The organism is Mesorhizobium sp. IMUNJ 23033, from assembly GCF_044778005.1.
In the GTDB taxonomy this organism is placed as follows: Bacteria; Pseudomonadota; Alphaproteobacteria; order Rhizobiales; family Rhizobiaceae; genus Mesorhizobium; species Mesorhizobium amorphae_A.
On the sequence record NZ_JBJACT010000043.1, the window covers coordinates 1 to 24966 of the forward strand.

General features: G+C 59.8%; 22 protein-coding genes and 6 pseudogenes. 15 read left to right on the forward strand and 13 right to left on the reverse strand.

Features of this window, described 5'->3' with window-relative positions; genetic code table 11:
* Window positions 1–128, reverse strand: a pseudogene (locus ACFX5Q_RS31355) (IS30 family transposase); the annotation flags it as partial.
* 55 nt (window positions 129–183) lie between these two features.
* On the opposite strand from ACFX5Q_RS31355, the pseudogene ACFX5Q_RS31360 reads away from it, so the two are divergent.
* The 3 genes and pseudogenes from ACFX5Q_RS31360 to ACFX5Q_RS31370 all read left to right on the forward strand — a co-directional run bounded on the left by ACFX5Q_RS31360 (window position 184) and on the right by ACFX5Q_RS31370 (window position 2073).
* A pseudogene (locus tag ACFX5Q_RS31360) lies at window positions 184–1384 on the forward strand (IS256 family transposase).
* A 24-nt stretch (window positions 1385–1408) separates the two neighbouring features.
* Window positions 1409–1678 (forward strand): annotated as a pseudogene (locus tag ACFX5Q_RS31365) (transposase); the annotation flags it as partial.
* Window positions 1679–1686: 8 nt separating this feature from the next.
* The gene (locus ACFX5Q_RS31370) at window positions 1687–2073 is read left to right on the forward strand and encodes an IS5 family transposase (RefSeq protein WP_404284108.1); all 387 of its coding nucleotides are present in this window, start codon (window positions 1687–1689) and stop codon (window positions 2071–2073) included.
* Between the two features lie 369 nt (window positions 2074–2442).
* On the opposite strand, the gene ACFX5Q_RS31375 is transcribed toward ACFX5Q_RS31370, so the two are convergent.
* The 7 genes from ACFX5Q_RS31375 to ACFX5Q_RS31405 all read right to left on the reverse strand — a co-directional run bounded on the left by ACFX5Q_RS31375 (window position 2443) and on the right by ACFX5Q_RS31405 (window position 8864).
* Complete coding sequence (locus ACFX5Q_RS31375; RefSeq protein WP_404284077.1) at window positions 2443–2667, reverse strand: hypothetical protein; 225 nt, start codon at window positions 2665–2667, stop codon at window positions 2443–2445.
* A 152-nt stretch (window positions 2668–2819) separates the two neighbouring features.
* A complete protein-coding gene (locus ACFX5Q_RS31380; RefSeq protein WP_192178704.1) occupies window positions 2820–2999 on the reverse strand; it encodes a hypothetical protein in 180 nt (59 codons plus the stop codon).
* 496 nt (window positions 3000–3495) lie between these two features.
* Window positions 3496–4419 carry a DMT family transporter gene (locus ACFX5Q_RS31385; protein WP_404284078.1) on the reverse strand — a complete coding sequence of 308 codons (924 nt, stop codon included), beginning with the start codon at window positions 4417–4419 and terminating at the stop codon, window positions 3496–3498.
* On the reverse strand, window positions 4416–5195 hold the full coding sequence (locus ACFX5Q_RS31390; protein ID WP_404284109.1) for a gamma-glutamyl-gamma-aminobutyrate hydrolase family protein: 780 nt from the start codon (window positions 5193–5195) through the stop codon (window positions 4416–4418). The genes ACFX5Q_RS31385 and ACFX5Q_RS31390 overlap by 4 nt, the downstream gene beginning before the upstream one ends.
* A 7-nt stretch (window positions 5196–5202) precedes the next feature.
* Window positions 5203–6546, reverse strand: coding sequence for an O-acetylhomoserine aminocarboxypropyltransferase/cysteine synthase family protein (locus tag ACFX5Q_RS31395; protein ID WP_404284079.1), 1344 nt, complete (start codon window positions 6544–6546; stop codon window positions 5203–5205).
* A gap of 42 nt (window positions 6547–6588) precedes the next feature.
* On the reverse strand, window positions 6589–7674 hold the full coding sequence (locus ACFX5Q_RS31400) for a fatty acid desaturase (protein ID WP_404284080.1): 1086 nt from the start codon (window positions 7672–7674) through the stop codon (window positions 6589–6591).
* On the reverse strand, window positions 7671–8864 hold the full coding sequence (locus tag ACFX5Q_RS31405) for a histidine decarboxylase (protein WP_404284082.1): 1194 nt from the start codon (window positions 8862–8864) through the stop codon (window positions 7671–7673). Before ACFX5Q_RS31405 ends, ACFX5Q_RS31400 begins: the two co-directional genes overlap by 4 nt.
* A 733-nt stretch (window positions 8865–9597) precedes the next feature.
* On the opposite strand from ACFX5Q_RS31405, the gene ACFX5Q_RS31410 reads away from it, so the two are divergent.
* From ACFX5Q_RS31410 to ACFX5Q_RS31420, 3 genes and pseudogenes are all read left to right on the forward strand, one after another.
* Entirely contained in the window at window positions 9598–9912 is a 315-nt protein-coding gene (locus ACFX5Q_RS31410; RefSeq protein ID WP_404284083.1) for a hypothetical protein, read from the forward strand.
* 21 nt (window positions 9913–9933) lie between these two features.
* A complete protein-coding gene (locus ACFX5Q_RS31415) occupies window positions 9934–10278 on the forward strand; it encodes an NAD(P)-binding domain-containing protein (RefSeq protein ID WP_404284084.1) in 345 nt (114 codons plus the stop codon).
* A 128-nt stretch (window positions 10279–10406) separates the two neighbouring features.
* Window positions 10407–10621, forward strand: a pseudogene (locus tag ACFX5Q_RS31420) (IS21 family transposase); the annotation flags it as partial.
* Window positions 10622–10779: 158 nt separating this feature from the next.
* On the opposite strand, the gene ACFX5Q_RS31425 reads toward ACFX5Q_RS31420, so the two are convergent.
* On the reverse strand, window positions 10780–11997 hold the full coding sequence (locus tag ACFX5Q_RS31425) for an MFS transporter (RefSeq protein ID WP_404284085.1): 1218 nt from the start codon (window positions 11995–11997) through the stop codon (window positions 10780–10782).
* A 500-nt stretch (window positions 11998–12497) separates the two neighbouring features.
* Here ACFX5Q_RS31425 and ACFX5Q_RS31430 point away from each other — a divergent pair, with 500 nt between their 5' ends.
* The 7 genes and pseudogenes from ACFX5Q_RS31430 (at window position 12498) to ACFX5Q_RS31460 (ending at window position 19291) form a co-directional block, all read left to right on the forward strand.
* The gene (locus ACFX5Q_RS31430) at window positions 12498–13715 is read left to right on the forward strand and encodes a cytochrome P450 (protein ID WP_404284086.1); all 1218 of its coding nucleotides are present in this window, start codon (window positions 12498–12500) and stop codon (window positions 13713–13715) included.
* 45 nt (window positions 13716–13760) lie between these two features.
* Window positions 13761–14006 (forward strand): ferredoxin, encoded by a 246-nt coding sequence (locus tag ACFX5Q_RS31435; protein WP_404284087.1) that lies wholly within the window; start codon window positions 13761–13763, stop codon window positions 14004–14006.
* Between the two features lie 176 nt (window positions 14007–14182).
* Complete coding sequence (locus ACFX5Q_RS31440; protein WP_404284111.1) at window positions 14183–14722, forward strand: nuclear transport factor 2 family protein; 540 nt, start codon at window positions 14183–14185, stop codon at window positions 14720–14722.
* Between the two features lie 412 nt (window positions 14723–15134).
* Window positions 15135–16736, forward strand: a complete 1602-nt coding sequence (locus tag ACFX5Q_RS31445; protein WP_404284088.1) for an SDR family oxidoreductase — start codon at window positions 15135–15137, stop codon at window positions 16734–16736.
* Window positions 16737–17052: 316 nt separating this feature from the next.
* Complete coding sequence (locus ACFX5Q_RS31450; RefSeq protein ID WP_192178713.1) at window positions 17053–18105, forward strand: LLM class flavin-dependent oxidoreductase; 1053 nt, start codon at window positions 17053–17055, stop codon at window positions 18103–18105.
* Between the two features lie 223 nt (window positions 18106–18328).
* Window positions 18329–18640: pseudogene (fdxB, locus tag ACFX5Q_RS31455) on the forward strand (ferredoxin III, nif-specific); the annotation flags it as partial.
* A gap of 30 nt (window positions 18641–18670) precedes the next feature.
* Window positions 18671–19291 (forward strand): nitrogen fixation protein NifQ, encoded by a 621-nt coding sequence (locus tag ACFX5Q_RS31460; protein WP_404284113.1) that lies wholly within the window; start codon window positions 18671–18673, stop codon window positions 19289–19291.
* Here ACFX5Q_RS31460 and rpoN read toward each other — a convergent pair.
* Window positions 19288–20775, reverse strand: coding sequence for an RNA polymerase factor sigma-54 (rpoN, locus tag ACFX5Q_RS31465; RefSeq protein ID WP_404284089.1), 1488 nt, complete (start codon window positions 20773–20775; stop codon window positions 19288–19290). The genes ACFX5Q_RS31460 and rpoN overlap by 4 nt on opposite strands.
* Window positions 20776–20845: 70 nt before the next feature.
* Window positions 20846–21379: a peroxiredoxin gene (locus ACFX5Q_RS31470; RefSeq protein WP_404284090.1), complete on the reverse strand. Its 534-nt coding sequence runs from the start codon at window positions 21377–21379 to the stop codon at window positions 20846–20848.
* A 1232-nt stretch (window positions 21380–22611) separates the two neighbouring features.
* On the opposite strand from ACFX5Q_RS31470, the gene ACFX5Q_RS31475 reads away from it, so the two are divergent.
* Together ACFX5Q_RS31475 and ACFX5Q_RS31480 are read left to right on the forward strand one after the other, a co-directional pair.
* Window positions 22612–23991, forward strand: coding sequence for an AAA family ATPase (locus tag ACFX5Q_RS31475; protein ID WP_404284091.1), 1380 nt, complete (start codon window positions 22612–22614; stop codon window positions 23989–23991).
* A gap of 1 nt (window position 23992) precedes the next feature.
* Window positions 23993–24172 (forward strand): annotated as a pseudogene (locus ACFX5Q_RS31480) (nucleotidyl transferase AbiEii/AbiGii toxin family protein); the annotation flags it as partial.
* A 5-nt stretch (window positions 24173–24177) separates the two neighbouring features.
* Here ACFX5Q_RS31480 and ACFX5Q_RS31485 read toward each other — a convergent pair.
* Complete coding sequence (locus ACFX5Q_RS31485; RefSeq protein WP_404284092.1) at window positions 24178–24603, reverse strand: type II toxin-antitoxin system VapC family toxin; 426 nt, start codon at window positions 24601–24603, stop codon at window positions 24178–24180.
* Complete coding sequence (locus tag ACFX5Q_RS31490) at window positions 24603–24845, reverse strand: type II toxin-antitoxin system Phd/YefM family antitoxin (RefSeq protein ID WP_192178718.1); 243 nt, start codon at window positions 24843–24845, stop codon at window positions 24603–24605. Before ACFX5Q_RS31490 ends, ACFX5Q_RS31485 begins: the two co-directional genes overlap by 1 nt.
* Window positions 24846–24966 lie beyond the last annotated feature (121 nt).

The window sequence follows — 24966 nt, forward strand, 5'->3', positions numbered from 1 at the left end:
TTGGCGAGTGCGGCCACTACGGTTGCGGAGTCCTTCCTCGTCACCTTCACGAGCATCGTGAAGCGGCTGTGGCGTTCGACGAGTGTGGCGATGTGCGTATCGTTGGCTCCGGTGAGTAGATCTCCCTGGGACTGTCAGGAATCTTGTGCGTGAGGCCATGATGATGGAAAGGAGAATCATCGCATGGCCATTGAGAAGGAACTTCTGGACCGGTTGCTTGCTGGGCGCGAGCCACAGGTCTGTTTGCCAAGGACGGTTTGCTCGACGATCTGAAGAAGGCGCTTTCGGAGCGGATACTGAACGCCGAACTGGATGATCATCTTGACGAGGAGCAAGCCGAAGGGCTGGCAACCGCCGCAACGGACATTCGAAGAAGACGGTTCTGACGGGCACGTCGAAGCTCGAACTTTCGATCCCGCGTGACCGTGCCGGCTCCTTCGACTCGAAGTTGATCGCCAAGTATCAACGCCGCTTTCCTGATTTCGACGCCAAGATCGTATCCATGTATGCGCGCAGCCTGAGCGTGCGCGAGATCCGCGGCCACCTGGAGGAACTCTATGGCATCGACGTCTCGCCGGACCTGATCTCGGCCGTCACCGACGCCGTGCTCGAGGAGGTCGCCGAATGGCAGAACAGGCCGTTGGACGCCTGCTTTCCCTTGGTCTTTTTCGACGCCATCCGGGTCAAGGTCCGTGACGAGGGCTTCGTCCGCAACAAGGCGATCTACATTGCGCTCGGCATCCTGCCCGACGGTGGCAAGGAGATATTGGGTATCTGGATTGAGCAGACTGAAGGCGCCAAATTCTGGCTGCGCGTCATGAACGAGTTGAAGAGCCGAGGTGTCGCCGACATCCTGATCGCCGTTGTCGACGGCCTGAAGGGCTTTCCAGAAGCGATCAACGCCGTATTCCCGCAAACGGTCGTGCAGACCTGCATCGTGCATCTGATCCGCCACTCGCTGGAGTTCGTATCCTGGAAGGATCGCAAGCCTGTCGTGCCGGCGCTGCGGGCGATATACCGGGCCAAGGACGCCGAAGCCGGCCTGGCCGCGCTCGATGCCTTTGACGCCGGCCATTGGGGCCAACGTTATCCGGCGATCGCTCAGAGCTGGCGGCGCAACTGGCTCCATGTCGTGCCGTTCTTCGCATTTCCTGAAAGCGTGCGCCGCATCATCTACACGACGAACGCCATCGAGGCGCTGAACTCAAAGCTGCGGCGGGCCGTGCGAACGCGCGGTCACTTTCCCAATGACGACGCCGCAATGAAGCTGCTATATCTGGTTCTCAACCACGCCGCCGAGGAATGGAAACGCGCCCCGCGCGAGTGGTTCGAGGCCAGGACACAATTCGCCGTCGTCTTCGGCGAAAGGTTCGTCAGCCAATGACGACAACCGGCCTCACGCACAAGATTCCTGACAGTCCCGTTCGTGATCCGCAATGGCCTTCGCTGGCGGGACGCCCCAGTCGACTACGGTCCGCACAAGACCATCTACAACCGCTTCATCCGCTGGAGCCGGCTGGGTGTATTCAACCGCATTCTGGCGGAACTGGCCGCCCAGCGCGGCGAAACGGACAATCTGATGATTGATGCCACCCATCTCAAAGCGCATCGCACCGCCGCCAGCCTGCTTAAAAAAGGGCTCTACCCCGATGTATCGGACGCAGCCGTGGCGGACTGACCACCAAGCTGCAAGTGGTCTGCGACGGCAAGGGGCGCCCGCGGCTGCTGCATCTGAGCGAAGGGCAGGCCAATGATCACAAGACCGCTGCCGCAGTGATCGAGGACTTGCCTGCCGCCAAATCCCTGCTCGCCGATCGGGCCTACAGTTCCGCGGCCTTCCGCCAGGCGCTCGTCGAACGCGGCATCACGCCCTGCATCCCGCCCCATGCCAAGCATCGTGTCCAGCACAGCTACGATCCTGTCCTATACCGACAGCGCCATAGGGTCGAGAACATGTTCGCACGCCTCAAAGACTGGCGTCGCATCCACACCAGGTACGACCGATGTGCTCACACTTTCCTGTCGGCGACCGCTTTCGCTGCAGTCTTCATCTTCTGGATCAATGAGTCCTGACCCTAGCTGGACATGCTGGCGTCATTGCTGGGTCGCGTGATGCCAACCCTTCCAGGCGAGTAAGGGGCCGACGACACTCTTCGTCGGTGGCTACGTGTCGGACATGCAGTGACCGGCTGACCTAGTCAGATGGCAAAAACATATTCTCCTCCTTGGCAGCCGCCTCGAATGCCTACGGGCTTCTTGCGTAGGCATCTCACCCTCAAGAGCGGCCATATAAACGCGCACCGCGTAATCCCACCTAGGCCCCTTGTTGCTCCACTTTAGAAGCTGGTCGGCGGCACCCTCGACGTGGCTGACCCCAAACCGAACTCCGGGGCGGTGGGTCCTAACGTAGACGGGAGGGTTGAACCAATGGAGAGCATGAGGCTACTCTCGGCTGTCAAAGGCAACGAACAGGCCGAGGACGGTTGCCTCCGTCACGACAACCTCGGTTAGTTCGTCGTCGCTTTCCAGCAGATATGGTGAAGCATCGCGAGCTTCTTTCATTGTAGCTTTGATCGATACAATGTCCCCATGATCCGCCCGGTCGAGAAGTAAGGCAACCACCTGCACTGCCGTGGAAATTGGGCCGACTTTACGGATGACGCTCATGCTGCCCTCGTACCCAAAGACGCCAACGAAATTCGATATTGCGCGTCCCCCGACAAGACATCAATGGATGATTGAAACCGTGCGAAACCGGTCAAGGGGACAGCCCACAAATGCAGGGAGGCGCTTGGTCGGAACTTTGAGCGACGGGGAGCCTAAGAGTTCGACCGCTGTTCCCTATCGCGGCAGTTGAGAAGGTTGACTAGATCGTCGGCTTCGTCGATGGACATGTCGATCAAGGGGACGCCTATCTCGACAACCGGCTGCCCGGTGAACACGTCGATGATGTCCCACGAGCCTTCGGGCGTCTTCTCAATGTCGTATCGTCGGGTCATGGGTGTTTTCGAGAGCAGGATTTAGTGCGGTAGCCGCTTAACGTTCGAGTTTGGGACTGGCGTTGCATGTCTGATCTAAATAGTGAACTGAGAGGGCTCGGCATGTCGGGGCGACTCCGTTTTGAAGTCGACAGATGATCTACCAACACGAACCACCCTCCTCCCAGCAACTATGTGTGTCCAGCCCGATAGCGAGAAATCGGCACCCTTGTATGATCCATCCGACCGAGGTGAGGTCGATACCCCGGTCGCGGCAATCGCTGGCGCTGTCCTGGGTGTTACATGCCAGGACTCCTCATTTGCCGCGCGGCCGCCGACTATCGCCACCCACCAGCTCTTCGATCGACAGGTTGTCCAGGAGACCCGCGTCGACGCCGGTGCCAACGCGCTGTCCAGTTGCTCCGGCGTGTCGACCTCGATCATGGCCATCTGTCCACGCAATAGCTGTCCGCGGTTCATAGGCATATTGGTCCTTGGAAATAATGGAAACGGTGCCCTACTCCTCTTCGCCAATTGGGCGTACTTGAATGGAGATGGCGCCGCGTTCAGGCACGGATGTGATCAACGCACCGACAATGATGGCCAATGCCGCGAGCATTCCTGGACCCGTCAGCCATTCGCCGAAGAACACGGCCGCGAAGAGGGCGGAAAAGAATGGCTCACTCGATTCGATGACCTGCGTCTTGTAAGCCTCGATATGCTGAAGGGCGAGGATTGTGCAGTAGAAACCGCAGAACGAGGGGATAATCCCGAGCGCTAGCAAAGCTGGAAAGGTGTTCATTGACGGGATTGGCGCGCCGCTCCAGGCATAGGGACCGGCGAGCATGGCAAAGCCATAAGCCAGGAACCACCAGAAAGTTTCTAGGGTCGAGCGAAGCTTGAAGAACTTCCAAGCGAAAATAAAGCTGGCGTAGCCTAGCCCTGCGATAAGGGCGAGGCTAATGCCGATAATGCTTCCAGCCATCATGCCGTCGCCGGCAATCAGGAAGTAGCCTCCAAGGAAAACCATCGTCATGGCGAATGCCTTTCGCGTGGTTACCCTTTCCTTAAGTATGAGGATGTCGAGCGCGATTGCACCAAGGCCGCCAGTAAAAACAAGGATGGCAACAAGTGGGATCGGCGCGTAGGCGAAAGCTTGGGTTTCGAAATGATAAAGCGTGAAGATGCCAAGCGTAGAGCAGACGGCGATCTTCCACGATCCCGTGAAAGCGGCGAGGAGTCGAGCCAAGCCTCCAGACCTCAAAAGGATGACGATCGAGAGTAGCGAAAGCGCAATGCCGCAACGCCAGAATGCGACCGCGGTGGGGTCGAGCCCTTCATTAAAGGCGGACCGGGAAAGCACCCCGACGGTTCCATTGGACAGAGCTGCGAGAAGGGCGAAACCGGCCCCAAGGATCGACGACAAATAAGCATTCTTCATGGCTGTGACTTCATTGCTATCATGTGGGAGCGGCAGGCTTCGCCGAATGCACGGAAGATTTCGACGCTAAGTGGATCCTCTGCGTGAAACCATTCAGGATGCCATTGCACGGCGGCGGCAAACGTTGCCGCGCCCTTTACGGAAACAGCTTCGATGACGCCGTCCATGCATCGCGCATCGACCTCAAGGCCATCAGCCAAACGCGCGATCCCCTGCCGATGCAGGGTGTTGACCAGGACCGGTTTCTTTTGCGAGCGACGGATGCACTGGGCAATGTAACCTCGGCCTTCGGCTTGAATTGCATGCGAGCAGGCGTATTGAAGGTCGCGCGGGAGTGTGAGGTCTTCCACATGGGTGATCCGACCTTCCCCTTCCGAAAGGTCACTTGAGAGGGTACCACCAAGCGCGACGTTGAGTTCCTGCAACCCACGGCAGATTCCGAACAGCGGAATGCCGGACGATAGAGCAATCTTGATCGCAGCAATACTTGTCCGATCCCGGTCGAGATCGAGCGTCTCTGGACAAGCTTCTGGCCCCCCATAAAGCGAGGGCGAGACATTCGACTCCGCCCCGGTCAGCAGCACCCCGTTGAGGACCGAAAAGAAGGCCTGCAAACTCTCTTCCTCAAGTCCGGCCGGGATGACGAGCGGCAAAACACGCGCGGTCGAACGCAGGGCTTCGAGATAACGGATGCGCACCGTCTCATAGCCGACGCTGTCCACTGTCTGGCGGTTAGAAACGACACCGACGATCACCGGACTTGTGTCTGCAATCACGGTCAAATCAGGCGCCCCCAAGGGCTTGCCCGATGTCGGCGATGATATCATCGATATGCTCAAGTCCGACGGAGATGCGGATTGTTCCATCGCAAACCCCGGCAGCAAGGCGCGCCTCGCGGGGAACCGAAGCATGAGTCGTCGAGGCTGGATGCGTGGCGAGCGTTCTCGCGTCGCCAATATTTGAGACGTGGTAGGCGAGTCGCAGGCTCTCGATAAAACGCCCCCCGGCCTCGATGCCTCCAGCGATATCGAAAACGATCATGGGGCCGCCATGATCGCCCATGTTCTGCACGGCGCGATGCCGTTCGACGGTTCCGCCAAAAGCCGGATAGTTCACGTCGACAACACCAGGATGTGCCTTGAGATAGTCGGCCAGCTGCCGGGCATTGGAGCAATGTCGCGGCATTCGCAAAGGCAGCGTTTCCAACCCTTGGATGCAGAGAAAAGATGAGAACGGGGACGGGCAGGGTCCAAAGTCGCGCATGAGCGTGTTGCGCATCTTGAGCAGAAACGGGCTGGCCCCATATGGGCCGGGCAGACCGCGCGCAGCATCAAGCCAGAGTATGTTGCCATGGGAGATATCAGGACGCGTCATCAACGGAAAGCGCTCGGGATAAGCAGCCCAGTCGAAGGTGCCGCCGTCGACGATAATCCCGCCAATCGTGGTGCCGTGGCCGCAAATATATTTGGAAGTGGACTGCACGGTTAGATGGGCGCCAAGCTTGAGAGGGCGTGAAATGAGGGGGGTCATCGTGTTGTCGATGATCAGCGGAATTCCGACTTCATGCGCGATCGCTCCCACTTCGACGATCGGGAAGGGGCTGAGCTTCGGATTGGGAAGCCCTTCCGCAAACCAACAGCGAGTGCGGTGGTCCGAGGCTTCGCGGAAGCGCTCGGGATCGCTCGGATCGACGAAGCGCGTTTCGATCCCGAGCCGCTGAAACGTGCTGGCGAGCAGATTGATTGTCCCGCCATACAGGTGCGCGGAGCTCACGATATTGTCCCCGGTAACGGCAATGTTCAGGATCGCAACCATTATCGCGGCCTGTCCCGAGGAGGTTGCCAAGGCGGCGACGCCACCCTCGAGAGCCGCGACCCGTTGTTCGAATATATCCGTTGTCGGGTTCATCAACCGCGAATAGGTCCGCCCCTGCCGGCGGAGATCGAAGACGTCCGATGCATGGTCAATGGATTCGAACGCATAGGCGTTCGAGAGATAGATCGGCACAGTCGTCGCCAGGGTCGCCGGATCACAGCGATAGCCCCCATGCAGAACCGTCGTTTCCGCATGAAGAGCCGGCGTCGGCTCCAATCGTGTTGCAGGGTCATCTTTTTGGAGTTTGGTCAACTTCGAGTGCTCCGGAGACACATTGTTCTCGATGGGTAGCGTTCAGGCCCGCAATCCCGCTCTTGCGGCGAAGCGCTTCCGGTTCTGGTCGCGGATCAGCTTCAGGATCGAAGGCTCGCCATTTGGGCCAGATTGGAAGATTCCGCCCGCTTCGGAACAGTGCGCCGCATAGGCGGGGTCCCTCATGCGGATGGCATGAGCTTCGGGCAAGCGCCAGAGCGGGGTCGCTGGATCGAGATGATGATCGAGATGATAGTTGTCGCCGTTGATCGCGGTCAGCCACTTCTCGATATGACGGCTGCGGCGATTCCGGGTCATTTCCAGATCTACGGTTCGGCGGTCGATGGAGCTGCAATGCTCAGACATCTCGATGAACCAGCCGATGATGTGAAACGAGGTGAGGTAGGGAACTACCCAGAGAAGGACAAGCTCCTGGAAGGAGCCGTAGGCTAGAGCGAGCGTTGCGACACAAGCCCAGAACGCGTAGAAGCCCCAGCGATCGAACACGTAAAGCCATGCCTCTTCGCGCTTCACTCGCGTTGAGCTCTCCTTGCGAGAGAAGGTGTCCAGGATCATCCGGTATCTGTTGCGGAGCAGATACTTCAGATATGCGTAGGTTTTCGATCCAAGCAGCGGCAAGATGATGATCTTCCAAACGAAGGAGCGATCCGTTTGGGGTGTGAAGACACCTTCCGCGATGAAAAACCCCAGGTCAGGATCGGCATCGGCTCTCCCGAGGTAGGGATGATGGCTGTGGACGTGGGACTCCTTGTAGGCGAAGTGGCGTTGAAACAGGGGCCATGCCGTCAGCAAGGTGCCGAGCAGGAAGTTCAGCCCGCGATTCTTTGTCAGCACACCGTGCGCGCAATCGTGCAAAATGGTGGAGATGCCTCGCTGACGGGCTCCGATGACTATCACAGTCAGGGGATATAACCACCAGCTTGCGCCAATGACCAGCCACGCGAAGGCGGCGATCACCGCATAGTCCTTTATGATGTAAAGAGGGCCATGCCAATTGTCAGTCTCAAGTGCCTTGATCTCATGAGTGATGGATCGATGGAAGCGGTAGTGAGCGTAGCGTTTTGGCGCTTCGATTCCGTGATACTGGGGCTGTACATGAACGTTCATGAAAACACCTTTTGCCGAGAATTGCAGGGCCACTCGGCGGTATAGTCGCCGACGAAGCGGTCAATGAGATCAGCTTTGACGTTTGGCATGACAATCGCATGGGCGTAGTTGCCATGACATGCGAGCTGGTATTCGTTAACGAGCCTCTCGGATGGTTTCGGAAACACAACCGTCAAGGAGCACGGATTGAGCAGTACCGGGACACTGGCTGAGCGTAGTGCTCCCGCAAAACCATCCGCACGCTCGATGCAGGTTCGGGCAAAATGACGGAAACCGGCGATACCGAGGCGCGTCAGCCGGTTCCATATCGCCAGAACGGCGTGGCCGTTTCGCGATCCCATCAAGGTAGTATCATCAGAGCGCAAGTAGCTCACGGTGGAGGCCACTCGACGGACATGTTCGCGTCGGACTACGAGGACGCCGCAGGGCATCGGCGTGCCGATCATCTTGTGGCCCGAGGTTGACATACTATCGATCCCGTGCCGGAAGGAGGGACGGATACCACTGGGCAAGCCATCGACGAAGGGAAGGACCATTGCATTCAGGGCGCCATCGACGTGGACGAAGCGCCGAGTCGGATCGATCCCGACTTGGTCCAGAACGCTGATGCAGGACGCAATATCATCGTGCGCCCCTTTCATGGTCGTTCCACAGGTCAATGCGAGAATGACGCAGCGATGGCGATTTGCCTGGACGACTTCCCGCAGAGCCTCCGGACGGATGGCGCCGGTATGGTCGGCCTCGCACGTCAAGGCCTCGATCCGGAGGATTTTCGCCGCCTTTGGAACCGAATAATGCGCCTCTGTGGAGTGTATCAGAACCGGATTGCCGAGAGTCTCTCGCGCAAGATATAGGGCCCACAAATTGCCCTCAGTTCCGCTCGCACCCACAGCTCCCCAGTATTCTTCTGGATCGGCACATTCCCAGATCCGAGTGAACCAGTCGACCACCTCGCGCTCTACGCCACAAACCTCAGTGGCATAGTGTGAACCGACATAGGGGTCCCCCAAGTTATTGATAAAAAATTTGCAGAACTGCGAGATTGGCCAGGCGTCAAAGTCGAGATTGTACGGGTATCCCAAGTGTTTTGCGCGCCTATCGGCGAATTTATTGCTGAGTTTATCCAGTGTCGCATTGATAACGACCGGTGTACTGACATGAGTGTCCAATATATCGCACGTAAGCTTCACGCATATGCTCCGCTATAGCCGCTCCAGGGAAACGGCAGGCAAGGGTGACTCAAGACCCGCTCCAATCAGCCCGCCGCCACCCCGCCTCCGGCTCGGCGTCACTGATCCGGTAGGCCGGGTGGCGACTTCGGCGAGATAGCCGTCCAGGGCCGTTGGGGCGTCGGTGCGCCGGGAACGACGGAATTGTCACCACGACGAGAATATCGGTTCGGCAACTCCTGACCCCTCGCGACGAGCAAGCCTCAAAAATCATGCCGACATCGCACTAAGAGGCTCAAAAAGAGCGTTCCATATATTATTCAATGACTTAACTAGGTGCAGGAGGTCGATCAGTCCGCGTCGCGGACCCGACAAAGCGACCGTAAATGTCGGTTGTCAGACGTTGTCCGGGGAATGCTGAACAGGTGCTTATTAACGGCGGCGAGCGAGGCATCGGTTTCGAGCAGCCGTTGCGGCCACAGTCTTCCAGTCGGTCAAGGGGCGGCCCAGACCCCCAACTTGATCGCGCGCAGCACCCTTTCCATTTCGACAATTGCGGCGGCACCAAGCGCGAAGGTTATTGGTTCCGCGCCAAGAACGCGATCTCGCCTCCCGCCTCCGTGGGGTGTCTACCGCAAACCTACTTGTGTCCGAAGCTGAACAAGAATGTCGCAAGCCCGGCCAAAAGGTCGCCAGGGCCGGGCCACCGCTTCACCGAGCAAGCTGTGTAATTTAGACGGAGCGCCGAGTCGGCATGCAACTTGCTTCGATGATTTCGACGCGCGAGATCCGCCTCGCCGTCGTTACGCTCGGCGGCGGCGCACGGCCGGAAGACAGCGTCGACCATTCGGTCGGCATCACCCGGATGCTCCCCTGTCGGCGCGGAGGCGGCGCCGCTGACGGCCAGCGCCGCGAAGCCGCCTATGGTGAGCATCCCTGCATTCCCTTGCGCGTGATCATAGAGGTCCGAGTATTGCTGGCTTCGAAGCCAAGACGCAACGGCTCAGGGCACTTGTCCGACGCGCCCTGTCCAAACGACGAGCTTAGAAGGTGGCTTTGCTGCGACTAGCCGCCAAGGAGAATGGCAGCATTGACAAAGATCGCCTTCATCGGACTCGGTTCGATGGGCGGGCCCATGGCCCGAAATCTTCTCAAGCGCAGCTTTGAAGTTCAGGGCTTCGATATCGCCGCAAAGAGCCTCGCGGATCTACAAGGGGCGGGAGGCACGCCGGCCGCCTCGGCTGCCGGAGCCTGCGCGGGTGCGAATTTTGTCTTGCTTATGGTGGTCGATGCGGCGCAGGCGCAAACGGTGCTCGATGGAGCGCTTGCGGCAGCGCCTTCTGACGCGACCGTCTGTCTGATGGCGACCTGTCCGCCGAAATCGGTCGAATCTATCGCTGCGCGCGTTAGGCGGCGCTACCGTTCGCCGCTCTAGCCCACCAGCTCTTCCTTTCCGTTTCCGGCCGCGGCGACGGCCAAGTCGACGACAGCCAGGTTATCGCGCGCTCAACGGTGAGTAAGCGCGATCAATCAGCCCGGTGCAGCCGTTCGTCTGCACGCGGGGAGAAGGGTCAGGTCGAGAACAAGGTCGGGCTGGTGCGCTTCTTCACGCCGTGGCTGCGCTTCAACACCACGAGAAGCTGAACGCCTGCCTGCATGACAAGTGTATCGCCTACGCCAAGACGCATCGTTACGTCGAGCAGCCGGAACGTACGATCTCGAACGTATTCGAGGAGTGGCGCGGCAAGCTGGTTGAATACCGCGGTTCCTTCGACGGGTCCATACGATGCCGGTCTCGATAAAGGCCGGCGAGGCGCCGGTGCTGGGTCATGCCCGATCGGAAAGCCGCCGCGGAAGAGACAGTAGCCGCGATCCAGGCGGCTATGCGATTGCATCTCTCGCCGCACCGCGCTGAGGGCTTCGTCTGTCAGGCGGTCTAGGTTTCGCGCTTCGGGCCGAGCACGAACACTGTCAGGACGGCGAGGAATGTGGCACCCGCGCTGTAGGCAAAGACGCTAGCAACGCCGGCATTATCCACCAGTAGTCCGCCGAAAATCGCGCCGGCTGCGATGGCCAACTGGAACGTTGCGGTCATTAGCGCACCGGCGCTTTCGGCCTGCTCGGGAGCGGCGCGCAGTACCATCCACGTCTGTAACCCCACCGGCACCGCACCGAAGGCAAAGCCCCATACGGCAACCGCAATCGCCGATGCCGAGGCCGATTCTCCCACAGTCAGCAGCGAGACAGCGGCTATCGCTATGAGCAGGGGCGGCAGGGCCGCGACTGCCTTGAGGCTGTGCTTGGCCAGGAATGCGCCGGCAAAATTGCCGAAGAAGCCGCCGACGCCAGAAGCGAGCAACACTAGCGAGATCGTCTCGATGTCGAGCTCGGGAACCTTCTCGAGAAAGGCACGGATGTAGATGAAGCTGGCGAAGTGCCCAGAAGCCGCAAGCAGGACGACCAAATACGCGAGCCTGATCGTCGGATTCTTGGCCACATCCAGCAGACTGCGGAATGTGGCCACTTCAACCGGAGGCAGCGTCGGAATGGTAATGAGTTGGACCAGCAGTGTAGCGGCATTAACGACTGCGGCGATCATGAAGGCGGCTCGCCACCCCCAGATCTCTCCGACATAAGCGCCGATAGGAGGCGCGCAAACGGTAGCGATTGAAACGCCGGTGATGATGATCGACATGGCGCGCGGCAGGAAGTGACTTGGAACGAGCCGCATGGCCAGCGCTGCCGAAATCGACCAAAAGCCCCCGAGCGCTATGCCGAGCACGACGCGTGCCATCAGGAAAATAGGCAGCGACCAGGCGACCTCCGCCAGAACGTTGGACAAGATCTGAAGCAGCGTCATCGCCAACACGACGATCTTGCGGTCCAGGCGATTTGTAATCATGGCCATCGTTGGCGCCGAGATCGCCGCAGCGATCGCGGTCGCTGTCAGCGCCTGTCCTGCCGCACCCTTAGTGATGCCGAGATCATGCGCGAGTGGCGTCAGCACGCTGGCAGGCAGAAACTCTGCCGTCACCAGCCCGAAGGTGCCCAAGGCAAGCGAAATGACCGCACCCCATGCGGGAAAAGACCGTTGATCGGGCTTTTCTGGGTCGTGCAGAGCGGCGTCCGTGAAGCCTGTCGCCGATTCGGCCATGAATAAGCTCTTCAGTTTGAATGCGCTGCAACAAGGGGGTGGATGGGTCGACCCGCATTAAAGCCAGAAGCGCCGCTTTTCCCGGCGCTCAGCGACATGTTGTGACAGTGCGGCGTGCAATATCGATGCCGTTGCCTTAAGTCGGAGACGCTGTCGTCGAGGACGGGACAATGTCCCGACGTTCGGCGGGAACGCTCGGTCACCAGAACCGAGAAATGTCCAAAGCTGAACAAGAATGTCGCAAGCCCGACCAACAGGCCGCCAAGGCTCGGCCACCGTTACCGGGCAAGTGGTGCAACGCAAACGGTGCGCTAACGGGCACGCAACTTGCTCCGACAGTTTTGTCAGGGTGGCGTCAGCAGTGCATGATGGAGCTCAGCGGTCATTGACCAATCTGTACGGCGCCTGGTCCGGGACGTGTCCCGTGCTGGCAATCGACCTTGTGACCAGCCGTGCGATCCAATCGAGCGCAAGAACGCCTGACGTTCAGGAGAAACCAAATGACGATCAATGCGGTTCCAGATCATGTCCCGCCCGAAATGGTGAGGGACTTCAGTCTGTTTACGTCGCCTGGCATGGCGCCGACGCCCAACGGAGACCCGCACGCAGCTGTCGCTTGCGTCCATGCCGGGCCGCCGATCTTTTATTCGCCCTACAACACGCGCGATGGCCGGGGTACCTGGGTCATCACTCGCGCCGCAGACCAGCGCCGTGTGCTGCAGGACGCCGAAACCTTTTCCAGCCACCGCAGCATCTTCTCATCCGCGCTAGGCGAAAACTGGCCGATGATCCCGCTTGAACTCGATCCACCGGCCCATGGTGTCTTTCGCTCACTGCTCAATCCGCTGCTTTCGCCAAAGCGGGTGGTGGTATTGGAGCCGAAGGTCCGCGAGCGAGCGATCACGCTGATCCTTAGGATCGCCGCATCGGGCACAAGCTGCGACGTCATGAAGGATTTTGCCTTTCCTTTCACGGTCAGCATCTTCCTTCGCCTTCTGGGGCTTCCGGATCACCGACTCGATACATTTGTCGGCTGGGCGAAAGATCTGCTCCACGGCGACGATGTGAAGCGACCGGCGGCGGCCCGGACGATTGTGGCCTTCATCGACGAACTTGCAACCAAGCGCCGCAAGGAACCGGTCGACGATTTCATGTCTTTCATCGTGCAGGCACAGGTTGGGGGCCGCCGGCTGACCGAGGAGGAAGTCCGTGGCATCGGCGTGCTCGTGTTCATTGCGGGCCTCGACACGGTCGCGGCAGCTATAGGCTTTGGCTTGGCTTATCTCGCGCGCAACCTCAAAGATCAAGATTTGCTGCGGCGCGAACCGGACCGGATCGTGCTCGCAGCCGAAGAATTGCTGCGCGCCTATCCGACCGTTCAGATAATCCGTGTGGCAACCAAAGATATAGACTTCGAAGGCGCGCCGATCCGCAAGGGGGATTATGTTTCCTGCGCCGCGATGATTGCCAATCGTGACCCAGCGGAATTCGAATGCCCCAACACGGTCGATCTGGCGCGAGAGGACAACCGCCACGCCGCCTTTGGCTATGGTCCCCATCGTTGCCTTGGCTCACACCTTGCCCGGCGGGAGATTGTCATTGGCCTGGAGGAGTGGCTGGCGCGCATCCCGGCTTTCCGGATCCAGAACGCTACGGCACCCATTACCTCTGGCGGCCATCTATTCGGGATCGAAAATCTGATCCTGGACTGGTCCTGACAAAGCCCCGTCCCGAGCCGGGGCACAGACATTGGAGGTAGCGCTATGCGCATTATTGTCCACAAAGCCAAATGCCAGGGTCACGCGCGATGCTCGGCGCAAGCGCCGGGCGTCTTCAAGCTTGATGACGAGGGCTACATCCTGCCCGGTGACATTGAGGTTGCGGAGGGGGAGCAACTGCTTGCGTCACGCGGTGCGCGATCCTGCCCCGAACGTGCGCTGGAACTCGACCCTACACCCGCTGCGCGGGTTGTACCGGACGCCATTGAACCAAGAGTCTGGCGGGCTTGAATGGGGATCGACCCTGTGGCCGCATACTGAAGACGGCAGGCGGCCTGTGTCCCACCCTCCTCCTCGTCGAACTGCGCAGGAGGCATCTCCGGCGTCGAGGTGCTCCCATGATGCGCGACCGGCGGGCGGGGCTTTGCGAAACATCTTTTCCTATCAGCGAATTTGCGGCAGAGACGATGCACCAGGAAAAAATTGACGAATTACTCGACCGTGAGGCGATCCGCGACTGCCTCTATCGATATTGCCGGGGGATAGACCGCGCGGATGAGGCGGCGTTGCGCAGCGCGTACTGGCCCGATGCGCATGACAATCACGGGGCCTATTGCGGCTCGGCAGAGGGCTTCATCCGGTTTGCGCTCGGTGTCTTCAAGACCGAGCCTCGCAACATCCATCAGATCACGAACATCCTGATCGAATTCATCAGCTCGGCAACGGCCGCGGTTGAGAGCTATTTCACCGCGCTGCAACACGGACCTGACAAAGACGGAGAAGTACGCCAGACGCTCCTCTGCGGCCGCTACTGCGATCTGTTTCAGAAGAGGGAAGGGGAGTGGCGGATTGCCGAACGGACGGTGGTCTACGATTGGCTCGAGGAGCAGATCCCACCAGCGGTCCTTGAGGCAGAACGGTTCGGCCCGCGACAGCCGATTGGAGCACCTCATCCGCACGATCCGGTCTACGCGCTCGGGAAGCGTCGCATTCCTTTTTCGCCATGATGCCTTCAGAGATTTCGAACGGGAGATCCGCGTCGGCCGAGGGGACAAGAGACTATGACAACTTTGCAATGTTACAGCGCGCCCGGCGAAAGCCTGCCCGGTGAAGATGCGGCCGGTAGGATTGCCTTTCCGCCCGCGAAGGCTTGACCGTGACAGCGATCAGCTCTGTCGCCACGAGCCTGCTGACGACGCTGGTGTGCATCGATTTGCGGGATTACGGCAGAGCCGTTCATCAAGGTAAGTGCCTGTCCTCAGCGGGACCCTCACCAGCTTCGACTGCCAAATCGAGGGTTGGGCGCACGACGTCTATGTGGGGTCGCAACTGTCTGTCACCCGGGCGTGCTGCTTTACCTCATTCCGCCGCCCAACGGGTGATGGGCTGAGATCGCTGAGGCTCGTCGCGGAGCAGCTCATGAAGCAGGCAGGACGCATCGTCATCATTACAGGCGCCGCCGGCGGGATCAGCCGAGCCCTGGTCGATATTCTTGCCGGGGACGGACACACTGTTGTTGCGGTGGACCTTCCGGGCAGCGGCGTCGTTGAATTGGCTCGTGGTCTCGGCTACCCGCATCTCGGCCTCGAGTGCGATGTCTCGCGAGAGGAGGATATTCTCGCGCTTTACGGCCGGGTCGAAGCACAGTTCGCTGAGATCGGCGTCCTCATCAACAACGCAGCGGTGGGACCCACCATGGCTGCGACTGTCGACACCGGCGTCGACGCCTTCCGACGCCGCCTGGCAGTAAACCTAATTGGGCCGTTCGTCATGGCTCGCGAAGCGGCGAGACGCATGAGGCGAGGCGGTGCCATCGTCAACGTCGCTTCCGTGGCAGGCATGGTCGGCAATCCCAAGCGTAATGCCTACGCAGCCTCGAAAGCAGGCCTGATCTCGTTGACGAGGTCGCTTGCATGCGAGTGGGCGTCTCGTGGCATCCGCGTGACGGCGGTAGCACCGGGCTACGTGCGCACGCCGATGGTCGCAGAACTGGAACGCGCGGGCAAAGTGGACCTCGCCGCGGTGCGCCGCCGTGTGCCGATGGGGCGCTTGGCGCGGCCCGACGAGATCGCCCGCGCCGTGCGTTTTCTGGCCAGCACGCAGGCGCGCTACATCACCGGATCGGTGCTCGCGGTCGACGGCGGCTGGATGTCATTCAACCAACCGGGGGATGCGCACCCACCGGTGGATGGGACGCCCCGAGCCGAACTCTCCTGTCCGGCCGAACGCACCGACGCGCGAATCGTGCTCGTCACGGGCGGCGCGAACGGCATAGGCGCGGCCGTCGTTCGCCGCTTTGCCGCCAACGGCGATACCGTCGTGATTGCTGATAGAGATGGCGCTGCAGCGGCAGAGCTCGCTGGATTGCTCGACAGCAAGACCCCGGCCAAATCCGTGGACGTGGCCGTTGAGAGCGAGGTGGTGGCGCTGTTCGAGGAGCTGCGGGGACGGTTCGGGCGCATCGATGTACTCGTCAACGGTGCTGCTGTCGCCGACACTTGGTTGTCGGGGCTCAAACAAATACCGCAACAGATCGAACACGTCCTGGATGTCAATCTTACCGGCGCCTTCACCTGTGCGCGCGAGGCGATCAAGGCGATGTGCCCTGGCGGAGTGATCCTCAACCTCGGATCGGTCAACAACTTTCTGCCGTTCGCGCCGCGGCATGCCTACGGCGCCTCCAAGGCGGGGATGGACATCCTGACCCGATGTATGGCGGCCGAACTCGGACCGGTAGGGATTCGAACAGCCACCGTTGCTCCTGGCTACATCCGCACGCCTGCACTTGCTCAGTTGGCGAAAGCCGGCCGCGTCGACTCGACAGCAATCGGACGACGCATCCCCACGGGCACGACGGGACGGCCAGAAGACGTCGCAGATGCGGCGTTCTTCCTTGCTTCGTCTGACGCCTCATACATCAACGGCTCGATCCTCTACGTGGACGGCGGTTGGACCTCGTTCGGTGATGCGGGAAACGCCTGTGAACTCTATGACGAATGTTTTGCGGAGGCCGTGGGTTGATTATCGACCAATCGCCAGCCGACGGGCTGCGGCTCATCGAAGCCGAGGACGTCCAGGGCCTCAGGCTTCGGCTGCGCGCGCCCGCAGCGCTTCCTGCAATCGAGCATGTCATCTTCGGCCATGACGAAAACGTCCTCATCGCGGTCGAAGCGGTTCCAACCGCTCGGGGCGCGCCTGCAACCGCCGAATGGCGAGCGGTTTGCTGCAAGAATACGCCGCCGCCAAGGGCTGGATCGACGCTGCGGCCAATGCCTTCTGTGCGCATGCCGGGCGCTGCCCCTGACCGGCAAACTCCCTCTGTAAACAAGGAAGCACCATGGAATTCGCGACCTTCATCCTGGCCGCCCAGCGCGGCTATCATCAATCGTCCGATAGCGTCATCCGCAACTCCATTGAGCAGGCTGTCGTATCCGAGCAGGCTGGCTTCGATACCGCGTGGTTCGCGGAGCACCACTTCAACAATTACAGCCTGATTCCCTCGCCCTTGATGATGGTGGCGCACTGCGCCGGCGTGACGAGCACCATTCGCCTTGGCACCGCCGTCTGCGTGCTGCCGCTTTATCAACCTCAGCGCCTGCTTTCCGAGATCGGCTTCGCCGACATCGTTGCGAACGGCCGTCTCGAGCTCGGCGTTGGCTTGGGATACCAGCAATTCGAGTTCGAGCGCTTTGGTGTAAATGTCGATGAGGCGCCGGCCGTCTTCTCGGAATACTTGGACATCCTTCTGAAGGGCCTCAACCAAGACATCTTCGAGCACGACGGCCAGTATGAGAGCATACCCCCGACAGCGATTTCGGTGCGCACCGTCCAGAAGCCGACACCGCCGATCTGGATCGCCGGCGGGTCCGCGCGCATGCGCAGGGCCTATCGTGAGGGACACAATTTCTTTGTTACAGCATTCCACAATGGCTTGGAGACTTTGAGCACGCTGCGCGAATCCATCAAGAGGGCGGCGGCTTCCGCAGGTAAGAATGTCACGGACGCCAAGATATCGCTGCTGCGCTGCTGCTATGCCAGCGACGATGAGGCAGAGATCAACAGCTATCTCGACAATGCTCGCTTCCAGCGTCGGCTGTCTGAGGCACTGCATCAGCGCCGCCAGCAGAGCCTGGACGGCTATCTGCTGCAGGAAACGCCGACGCAGCAGGACCTGTCATTCGAGACGATGCGCGAGAACCTGCCGATCGGCAGCGTGAATCGCGTGATTGATCGCCTATTGGAAGAGGTGGATATTTTGAAACCGGACCAGATCGCAATTCAGACCCAGTTGGGGGATTTCGACCAAAAGACAATGTTGCGCCAGATCGAGCTCTGGGGAGACAAGATCATCCCGGCGGTCAACAAGTCGCTCGCTCATGCGGGGGGTTAAAATCCGCAACCGCTTGAACTCTCACCTCGGCTGGTTGGTCGTTTCGAAAGATAGAAGCGCGCGATCCACAGCAGGGACGGCGCCTAGAGGTCGCTCGCCGCGACAGGTTCAGGGGGGCCTATGTCAAAGGTTTGTTTAAAGAATGCCGTGCCCCGGCTTCCATCACTGTTGCCACGGCCTTCGGCCGGAACGCAGCGATCACCGTGCCGTACGCACAGTGACGATGGGCGGTTTCGTCACCCGCGACGGCTCCAGATGGATGCCGGAGTATCTGACCGCTATCGACGGCATGACCCTGCATCGGCTGCGGCCGCTGTTTCAAGGCCTGCTCACGCGAGGCCATGCACCTTACGGCGTCAATGACGCGGGTGAGATCCCCGGCGCCTGTGACAGCGAGGACGACGATTTCGATGGCGAGCTCAATCGCATGATCATGGTCGTCGACCATGCCGGCCGTTGCATTGGCTGCGGAGCCTGCGCCTCCGTCTGCTCGAAGACCTGCCAGACCCATATTGCGGCCGACAAGGTCGCCGCATGCTGGAGGATAAACCAGGAGAACCCCACCATGTTCGCCCATCACAGTTGCCGGCTCAGCGCCCCCCAATGGCCGCGCAACGAGCTGGAGAGGAGATTCGACCAGCATGTGCTTGCGTGTGTGCTTTCGCGTGCGCTCGAGGAGGTCGAGGCCGGCGAGGCGACGGCGACGGAGGCGACCGGCCTTTCGCGCGCCGAGCTGCGCGACGTCCTGCCCCGCGGTTTCCCCGCTGCTGCTGTCAACGCCTTCGCCTTGAAAGAGGTGAGCGACCCCGAGCCCGACATGGAGGAAGAACTTCTGCGCGGCCTTCTGCTGGCTCATGCCCGGCCGGGCGACCCGGCGAGCACCCGCTTCGCCAAGATCATCGCGCGACGTGCCATGCGCGATGATCATCTGTGGCAGGACCTTGGCCTTTTCAATCGGGCCGAGCTCAGCCGCCTGCTTGCCACGCATTTTCCCACGCTGGCAGCCGGCAACACCCAGAACATGAAATGGAAGAGGTACTTTTACCGCAAGCTCTGCGAGGCGGAAGGGTTTTCGCTATGCACCGCGCCCAGTTGCCGGGAATGCAACGATTTCGAAACCTGCTTCGGCCCGGAGGAAGGCGAAAGCCGCCTCGCACGCATCAAGAACGGGATCGCTCTGGATTAAGCGCCGCTTTCGTCAGCGGTGCGAGGCCGCCGGCCTTGATCGCCATTTAGCCATAAGCGCTTTTCCCGCCGCCGTTGCACAGAGGAGGGGATGTTCATCGCTTCGCGATATTTCGTGACGGTGCGGCGTGCTACTTCGATGCCGATTTCCTTGAGCCGGCCGACGATGTCATCGTCGGAAAGCACGTCGCGGGCCGATTCTGAGGCGACTATCTCCTTGATCCGATGGCGGACAGCTTCGGCGGAATGCGCGTCGCCGCCTTGGCAGGAGGCGATGGAGACAGTGAAAAAATACTTCAGTTCGAACACCCCGCGTGGGGTAAGCATGTACTTGTTCGATGTCACGCGGCTTACGGTCGACTCATGCACGTTGATCGCGTCAGCGACAGTCCTGAGATTGAGAGGCCTCAGGTGGGCGACGCCATGTTCCAAAAATGCCTCCTGTTGGCGCACGATTTCAGTCGCAACCTTAAGGATCGTCTTGGCGCGCTGATCGAGGCTGCGGATTAGCCAGTTCGCGTTTTGCAAGCATTCGTTGAGAAACGCCTGATCTTTCGAATTCTGGACCGTGTGGCGCGAGACTTCGGCGAAATAGGTTTGGTTGATCAGCACCTTGGGTAGCGTGTCCGGATCAAGTTCGATTTGCCATCCACCGCCCGGCGAGGGCATGACCCAGACGTCGGGTATAATGGATTCCGACGCTCCGGATTGGAATCGGTTTCCAGGCTTGGGATCGAGCGCACGGATTTCCTGCAACATGTCGAGAAGGTCTTCTTCATCGACACCACAACGCTGCTTCAATGCCTGAAAATCGCGTCGCGCAAGCATTTCAAGATTGGCAATCAAAGTTGCCATCGCCGGGTCGAACCGGTCTCGCTGGCGCAACTGGATCTCAAGGCATTCGCTGAGCGTCCGCGCGAAGATTCCCGGTGGATCAAAGTGCTGCAAGGTTCTTAGAACCCGTTCCACATCAGCCTCCCGGATGTTTAGGCTCTCCGCCAGCTCCAAAAGATTTGCCCGAAGATAGCCAGTGTCTTCCAGATGCGCGGCAAGCTGGCCAGCAATCAGCCGCTCCTGTGGTGTGAGCGCAGTGAGGGCGATCTGGCGAGCGACATGGTCGTGCAATGTTTCGGTGAGGGCGACAAACTCGTCGAAGGCAGGGCGATTGCCCGGTGGGTTGTTGGCCGTGTTGCGAAGTGATTTCCTTTCCCCGAGCCGTTCGGGGGATCCGGCCAGGGTCGGCCTGGCAACGTCGTTTTCGCCTGCGCCGATGTACTGATCCTCCCCCGAATTCGGCAACACGTCGCCAAAAGCCTCGCCATCGTTTGAAGCAGGCTCCAAAAGCGGATTCTTCTCGAGTTCCTGCTCCACGAACAGATGCAGTTCGGCATGCGCCAGTTGCAGCAATCGCATCGACTCAATGAGTTGAGGCGAGGCAACCATAGATTGCTTCTGGCGCTGAAGCAGGCTTGCTGATGATTGCATGGTGAGCGCGATAATCCTGTCGAGGAGGCTTTTGGCCGTGCGTAATGGGATCGGTGAGACGACCTCTAGGTCATGCAGCGGCCTTCAGCGTTTCAAGAACGTTCTGCGGGGATGAGACGCCGTAGGGGTCGGTCTCGCAGTTGTCGGAGAACCCTTCCTCCTCGAACCACTGCTCCACCACGCCATTGTCGATCAGGGCGGCGTAGCGCCAGGAGCGCATGCCGAAGCCGAGATTATCCTTGGCGACCAGCATGCCCATTTTGCGCGTGAACTCGCCTGAGCCGTCGGGGATTAGCTCGACCTTCTGCAGGCCCAGGGACTTCCCCCATGCATTCATGACGAAGGCATCGTTGACGGAGACGCAGTAGATCGCGTCAATTCCCTCCTTCTCAAACTCGTCATAGAGCTTTTCGAAATTGGGCAATTGGTAGGTCGAGCAGGTCGGGGTGAAGGCGCCAGGCAGCGAGAACAGGATGACGCGCTTGCCGGCAAAGTAGTCGTCGGATGTTCTTTCTTCCCAGCGATATGGATTTGGCCCCTGGACTGACTCGTCGCGAACACGCGTGAGAAAGGTAACGAAGGGAACCTTCTTTTGAACGGTCATCAACTTGCTCCACTAGAAAAACTGGTGCACTGGATTTCAGCTGGACTGGCGCAATAGCGAGCTAGGGCCCGCGTGCCCGGATAAGATGAGGCCCTCGCGGCTCTCAACCTCCTTTTTTCATCCGGATGTATGGGAATGTCCTGGCTCCTGGTCTTCGTTACCCGAACGCCATCGATATGACTGAGCTGGAGGCCTCCGAGTCGCTTGGGCAATTTTTCCACGGCTATGGCGCCGGACGCGGCATCGATCACCCGCTGCTCGTACCCGGGAAAAAGTGATGGCAACCGGAAGTAGTCAGTATCGAAATAAGCGTGGGCGACCCTTTGATGGGACTCTTGGGCACTCACATGCTGATCAGAACCGGCAAACGGCAATTGCGCGAGCGCCACGTGTTGGCGTGCCGGTATCGGATCTGGCATGCGCAAAGCAGCTACCAGGCAAGGACCTCCGAAGCGGACGATTTCCCGATCTCCAGCGGGAGTGGACACCGTCGCCTCGGACGATCGTATAGAGGTTCGCGTCTCAGCCATGGTTGGGTAGTCGCTTTCTTCGTGCTTTGATGGGCTCTAACCACGAGGAGCAAGCGGCATGCCATTTCAATTGAAGATGCCTTTGCAGAGACCCTTTTGGTTTGAAAGGACCGGTGTCTTCGCCAAGACCGGGCGCGCTATAACCGCTTGGTCACCACACTGAACAAAGGTGCTAGGTGCGCATATTCAGCGCTTCCGCACTGGCTCGGGAAAGCCGAACCGGACAGACCGAGCCGATGCAATACCGCACACGGGCGGCACTGCAGCGATTGCACAGTGTCTGCCGCTAGCGTGTTCTTGCATGCGCAGAGGCACGGCTATCGCGAACACACGCCTTTAGCAGCAACCGTGAGCGCGCGCTCTTCAGCAAGCGCCCTGGTCCGGACTCGGCGAGGATCGAATTCGGCTCGGGTGCGACATTACATGCTTGAGGTTCCACTTGGTCTCCCCGAGCGTGTCTATCGGCAACCTTCTTGTGTCCGAAACTGGACAAGAATGTCGGAAGCCCGACCGAAAGGCCGCCAAGGCGTTAGCGGGCAAACGATGTAGCGCAAAGGGAGCGCCAATCCGGCACGCAAATTGCCCCGATGATCTTGTCGGGGAAGTCAGCAATGCGTCGCAGAGCTCAGCGGCGCCGTGACGACGCATGATGCAGGATCGCATTGATCTTCCGCTCAACTCAACTCGCAATAGGATGTTGCTATGACCGATATCGATCCCTTTGCCTGGCTGGCACTGTGTCGGCATTTCAAAAACGATGATTTGACGGGTCTCGCTAGCTCGCGCCGAAAGTTTGCTCCATATCTCCTGCCTGACCTTCAAACGGTGATTGAAGAGCAGATTGCACCTCTGTCTCCCAAGCTCGTCGGCGTCCACCAGCGGCACGAGTTCAATGCCATGAAGCTGTCGGACATGGTCATTCGCGAGGGAGAAGCCGTCGTTGCGCTGACACCCTTGGAATATCAGGACATCGATATCGGCGAAGATCTGCCTTATCCGTCTCTGCACAATGGCCTATGGTTATTCCATATCGGCGAAGAGCCTGTCGCGATCTTGCAATCGCAGTTTTTTGACTACTTTGGCGGGCGAACGGTTCAAGTGGAAATCGCCTATCTGCCTGGCGAGCAGGCATCCGCCTTCTCGCGCGAATTTCTTCGCAAGATCCAGGCGGCAGGCGAAAGCTCACGATACTACCGCAACAAGGTTCTCTCTTTCGAACCCGATGCACGAAATTCCGGGATGCCGGGAACGATGCGGGTTCATCGCCTTCCTGCCGTACCCCGGAATGACGTGGTGCTTTCCGAGGCAACTATGGCGCGTCTTGATGCCCACATCTTCGACTTTGATCGACACCGAGAGGGGCTGAAGCGCCTCGGCCAATCGACGCAAAAGGGCATTCTGCTTTACGGACCACCTGGCACAGGCAAGACGCACGTCATCCGTTATGTTTCTGCCAACCTGGTCGGGCGCACCACCGTTCTGGTCACGGCTGAGCAGATGAAGCAGATTGCCTCCTATATCGCACTGGCTCGTACCCTGCAGCCGAGCATCGTCGTGCTGGAGGACGTCGATCTGGTGGGCCGGTCGCGAGAAGACATTTATGGTCAGAAGGCCGAAAGCCTCCTCAACCGTCTGTTGAACGAGATGGATGGTCTCGCACCAGATGCAGATATCCTCTTCATCCTGACGACGAACCGACCGGAGGACATTGAGGACGCGCTAGCCTCGCGCCCAGGCCGAGTGGACGAAGCAATTGAGATCCCGCTTCCCGACGCCGGTTGCCGCGAGCGGCTGATCGGGCTGTATGGTCAGACGCTCGTCTTCGAGGACGGAGCGGTGGCCGATGCCGCCGCACGCTCAGAGGGCAGCAGCGCGGCCTATGTCAAGGAAATGGTCCGCCGTCTCGCTCAACGGAGCCTTGCGCGGGACGGCGGTGATTTCGTCTCGCGCGAGGATGTGGAGGTGGTCTTCGGCGACTGCGCAATAGTGTCCAGCCGTCTCAACAGGCGCATTGTCGGCCTCAACGAGAAAACCTCAAAAAGACAAAACGCCGAAGAAGATGAATGTGACTGCTGCGACTAAGATGCTCGCGACGTTTCGAGAAATCCTGGCGCAGGCCGCAGACGATGGCGTGGAATTCGATGTCGACGCACTTCGCGTCGATCGTATTCGCGAAGAGCTAGAATATGGCGGGCTGTGGCTGCGGACAATAGCCTGTATCAGCGGTCCCCGGATCAGCCTGACGATCGACATTGGTGAGGGCCATGATTATGCCAGAAGTTGCGTCGGCACGCCGAGCGCCGGACCGGCCTCAGCAAGACGCTGGTCCAGAGTGTGGACCGTGGCGCCATGCTCCGACGCGGTCGCGAGATGCAGGGCGTCGCCGGCACGAAGCCCGAGCATGTGCTGATCGACAAACTTCGCTGCCGTACGGAAATGCCCGCCCGTCACCGGCAGCACGGTGAAGCTCTCGGCAACCAGCTTGTTGAACATCGCGAGCGCCGCCGCACGTTGCTCCAGGTTGATCTGCCCAGTCCGTAGCTTGATCGCCATGGCAGAGGACATCTCGGCGATCGTCCAGTCGCTGATAAGAAGCTGCGCGGGATCCTGGTCCGCGAGCCACACCTGCGCGCGCGGGGTCATCGCTTCATTGGAGAGTGCCGCGACGATCAGCGACGTGTCGAGATAGAGCATCAGTAGCGATCGCCATCCCGCATCGACCGCACCAGATTGGCGGCACCCTCCGCCTGCGGTGGCATGGTTGCCGTTAGGGATCGGAGCGGAGCCGCATCGATCCGTATGCGTGGCCTAGTCACCGCTGTGAGGCGCGCGACCGGCTTGCCACGCCGGGTGATGTCGATCGAATCCCCAGCCTCAACTCGGTCGACGAGTTCGCTCAGATGTGCCTTGGCGTCCGCCAGATTGATCGCGTCCATGTCACGGCTCCTGACCATGTAGATGGTCATATAGCATATGAGGTCTCAAAACCCAATGGGAGGGTTTCATGCGATGCGTTCTTATCCGGAGCAGTCCCCCTCCCGCCAGCGCGCCGATCTC

Bases quoted from the DNA above. Each gene is read 5' to 3' on its own strand.
- ACFX5Q_RS31375 (WP_404284077.1), bottom strand. From the start codon at position 2,667: ATGAGCGTCATCCGTAAAGTCGGCCCAATTTCCACGGCAGTGCAGGTG.
- ACFX5Q_RS31380 (WP_192178704.1), bottom strand. From the start codon at position 2,999: ATGACCCGACGATACGACATTGAGAAGACGCCCGAAGGCTCGTGGGAC.
- ACFX5Q_RS31385 (WP_404284078.1), bottom strand. From the start codon at position 4,419: ATGAAGAATGCTTATTTGTCGTCGATCCTTGGGGCCGGTTTCGCCCTT.
- ACFX5Q_RS31400 (WP_404284080.1), bottom strand. From the start codon at position 7,674: ATGAACGTTCATGTACAGCCCCAGTATCACGGAATCGAAGCGCCAAAA.
- ACFX5Q_RS31410 (WP_404284083.1), top strand. From the start codon at position 9,598: ATGCAACTTGCTTCGATGATTTCGACGCGCGAGATCCGCCTCGCCGTC.
- ACFX5Q_RS31425 (WP_404284085.1), bottom strand. From the start codon at position 11,997: ATGGCCGAATCGGCGACAGGCTTCACGGACGCCGCTCTGCACGACCCA.
- ACFX5Q_RS31430 (WP_404284086.1), top strand. From the start codon at position 12,498: ATGACGATCAATGCGGTTCCAGATCATGTCCCGCCCGAAATGGTGAGG.
- ACFX5Q_RS31435 (WP_404284087.1), top strand. From the start codon at position 13,761: ATGCGCATTATTGTCCACAAAGCCAAATGCCAGGGTCACGCGCGATGC.
- ACFX5Q_RS31440 (WP_404284111.1), top strand. From the start codon at position 14,183: ATGCACCAGGAAAAAATTGACGAATTACTCGACCGTGAGGCGATCCGC.
- ACFX5Q_RS31445 (WP_404284088.1), top strand. From the start codon at position 15,135: ATGAAGCAGGCAGGACGCATCGTCATCATTACAGGCGCCGCCGGCGGG.
- ACFX5Q_RS31450 (WP_192178713.1), top strand. From the start codon at position 17,053: ATGGAATTCGCGACCTTCATCCTGGCCGCCCAGCGCGGCTATCATCAA.
- ACFX5Q_RS31460 (WP_404284113.1), top strand. From the start codon at position 18,671: ATGTTCGCCCATCACAGTTGCCGGCTCAGCGCCCCCCAATGGCCGCGC.
- rpoN (WP_404284089.1), bottom strand. From the start codon at position 20,775: ATGCAATCATCAGCAAGCCTGCTTCAGCGCCAGAAGCAATCTATGGTT.
- ACFX5Q_RS31470 (WP_404284090.1), bottom strand. From the start codon at position 21,379: ATGACCGTTCAAAAGAAGGTTCCCTTCGTTACCTTTCTCACGCGTGTT.
- ACFX5Q_RS31475 (WP_404284091.1), top strand. From the start codon at position 22,612: ATGACCGATATCGATCCCTTTGCCTGGCTGGCACTGTGTCGGCATTTC.
- ACFX5Q_RS31485 (WP_404284092.1), bottom strand. From the start codon at position 24,603: ATGCTCTATCTCGACACGTCGCTGATCGTCGCGGCACTCTCCAATGAA.
- ACFX5Q_RS31490 (WP_192178718.1), bottom strand. From the start codon at position 24,845: ATGGACGCGATCAATCTGGCGGACGCCAAGGCACATCTGAGCGAACTC.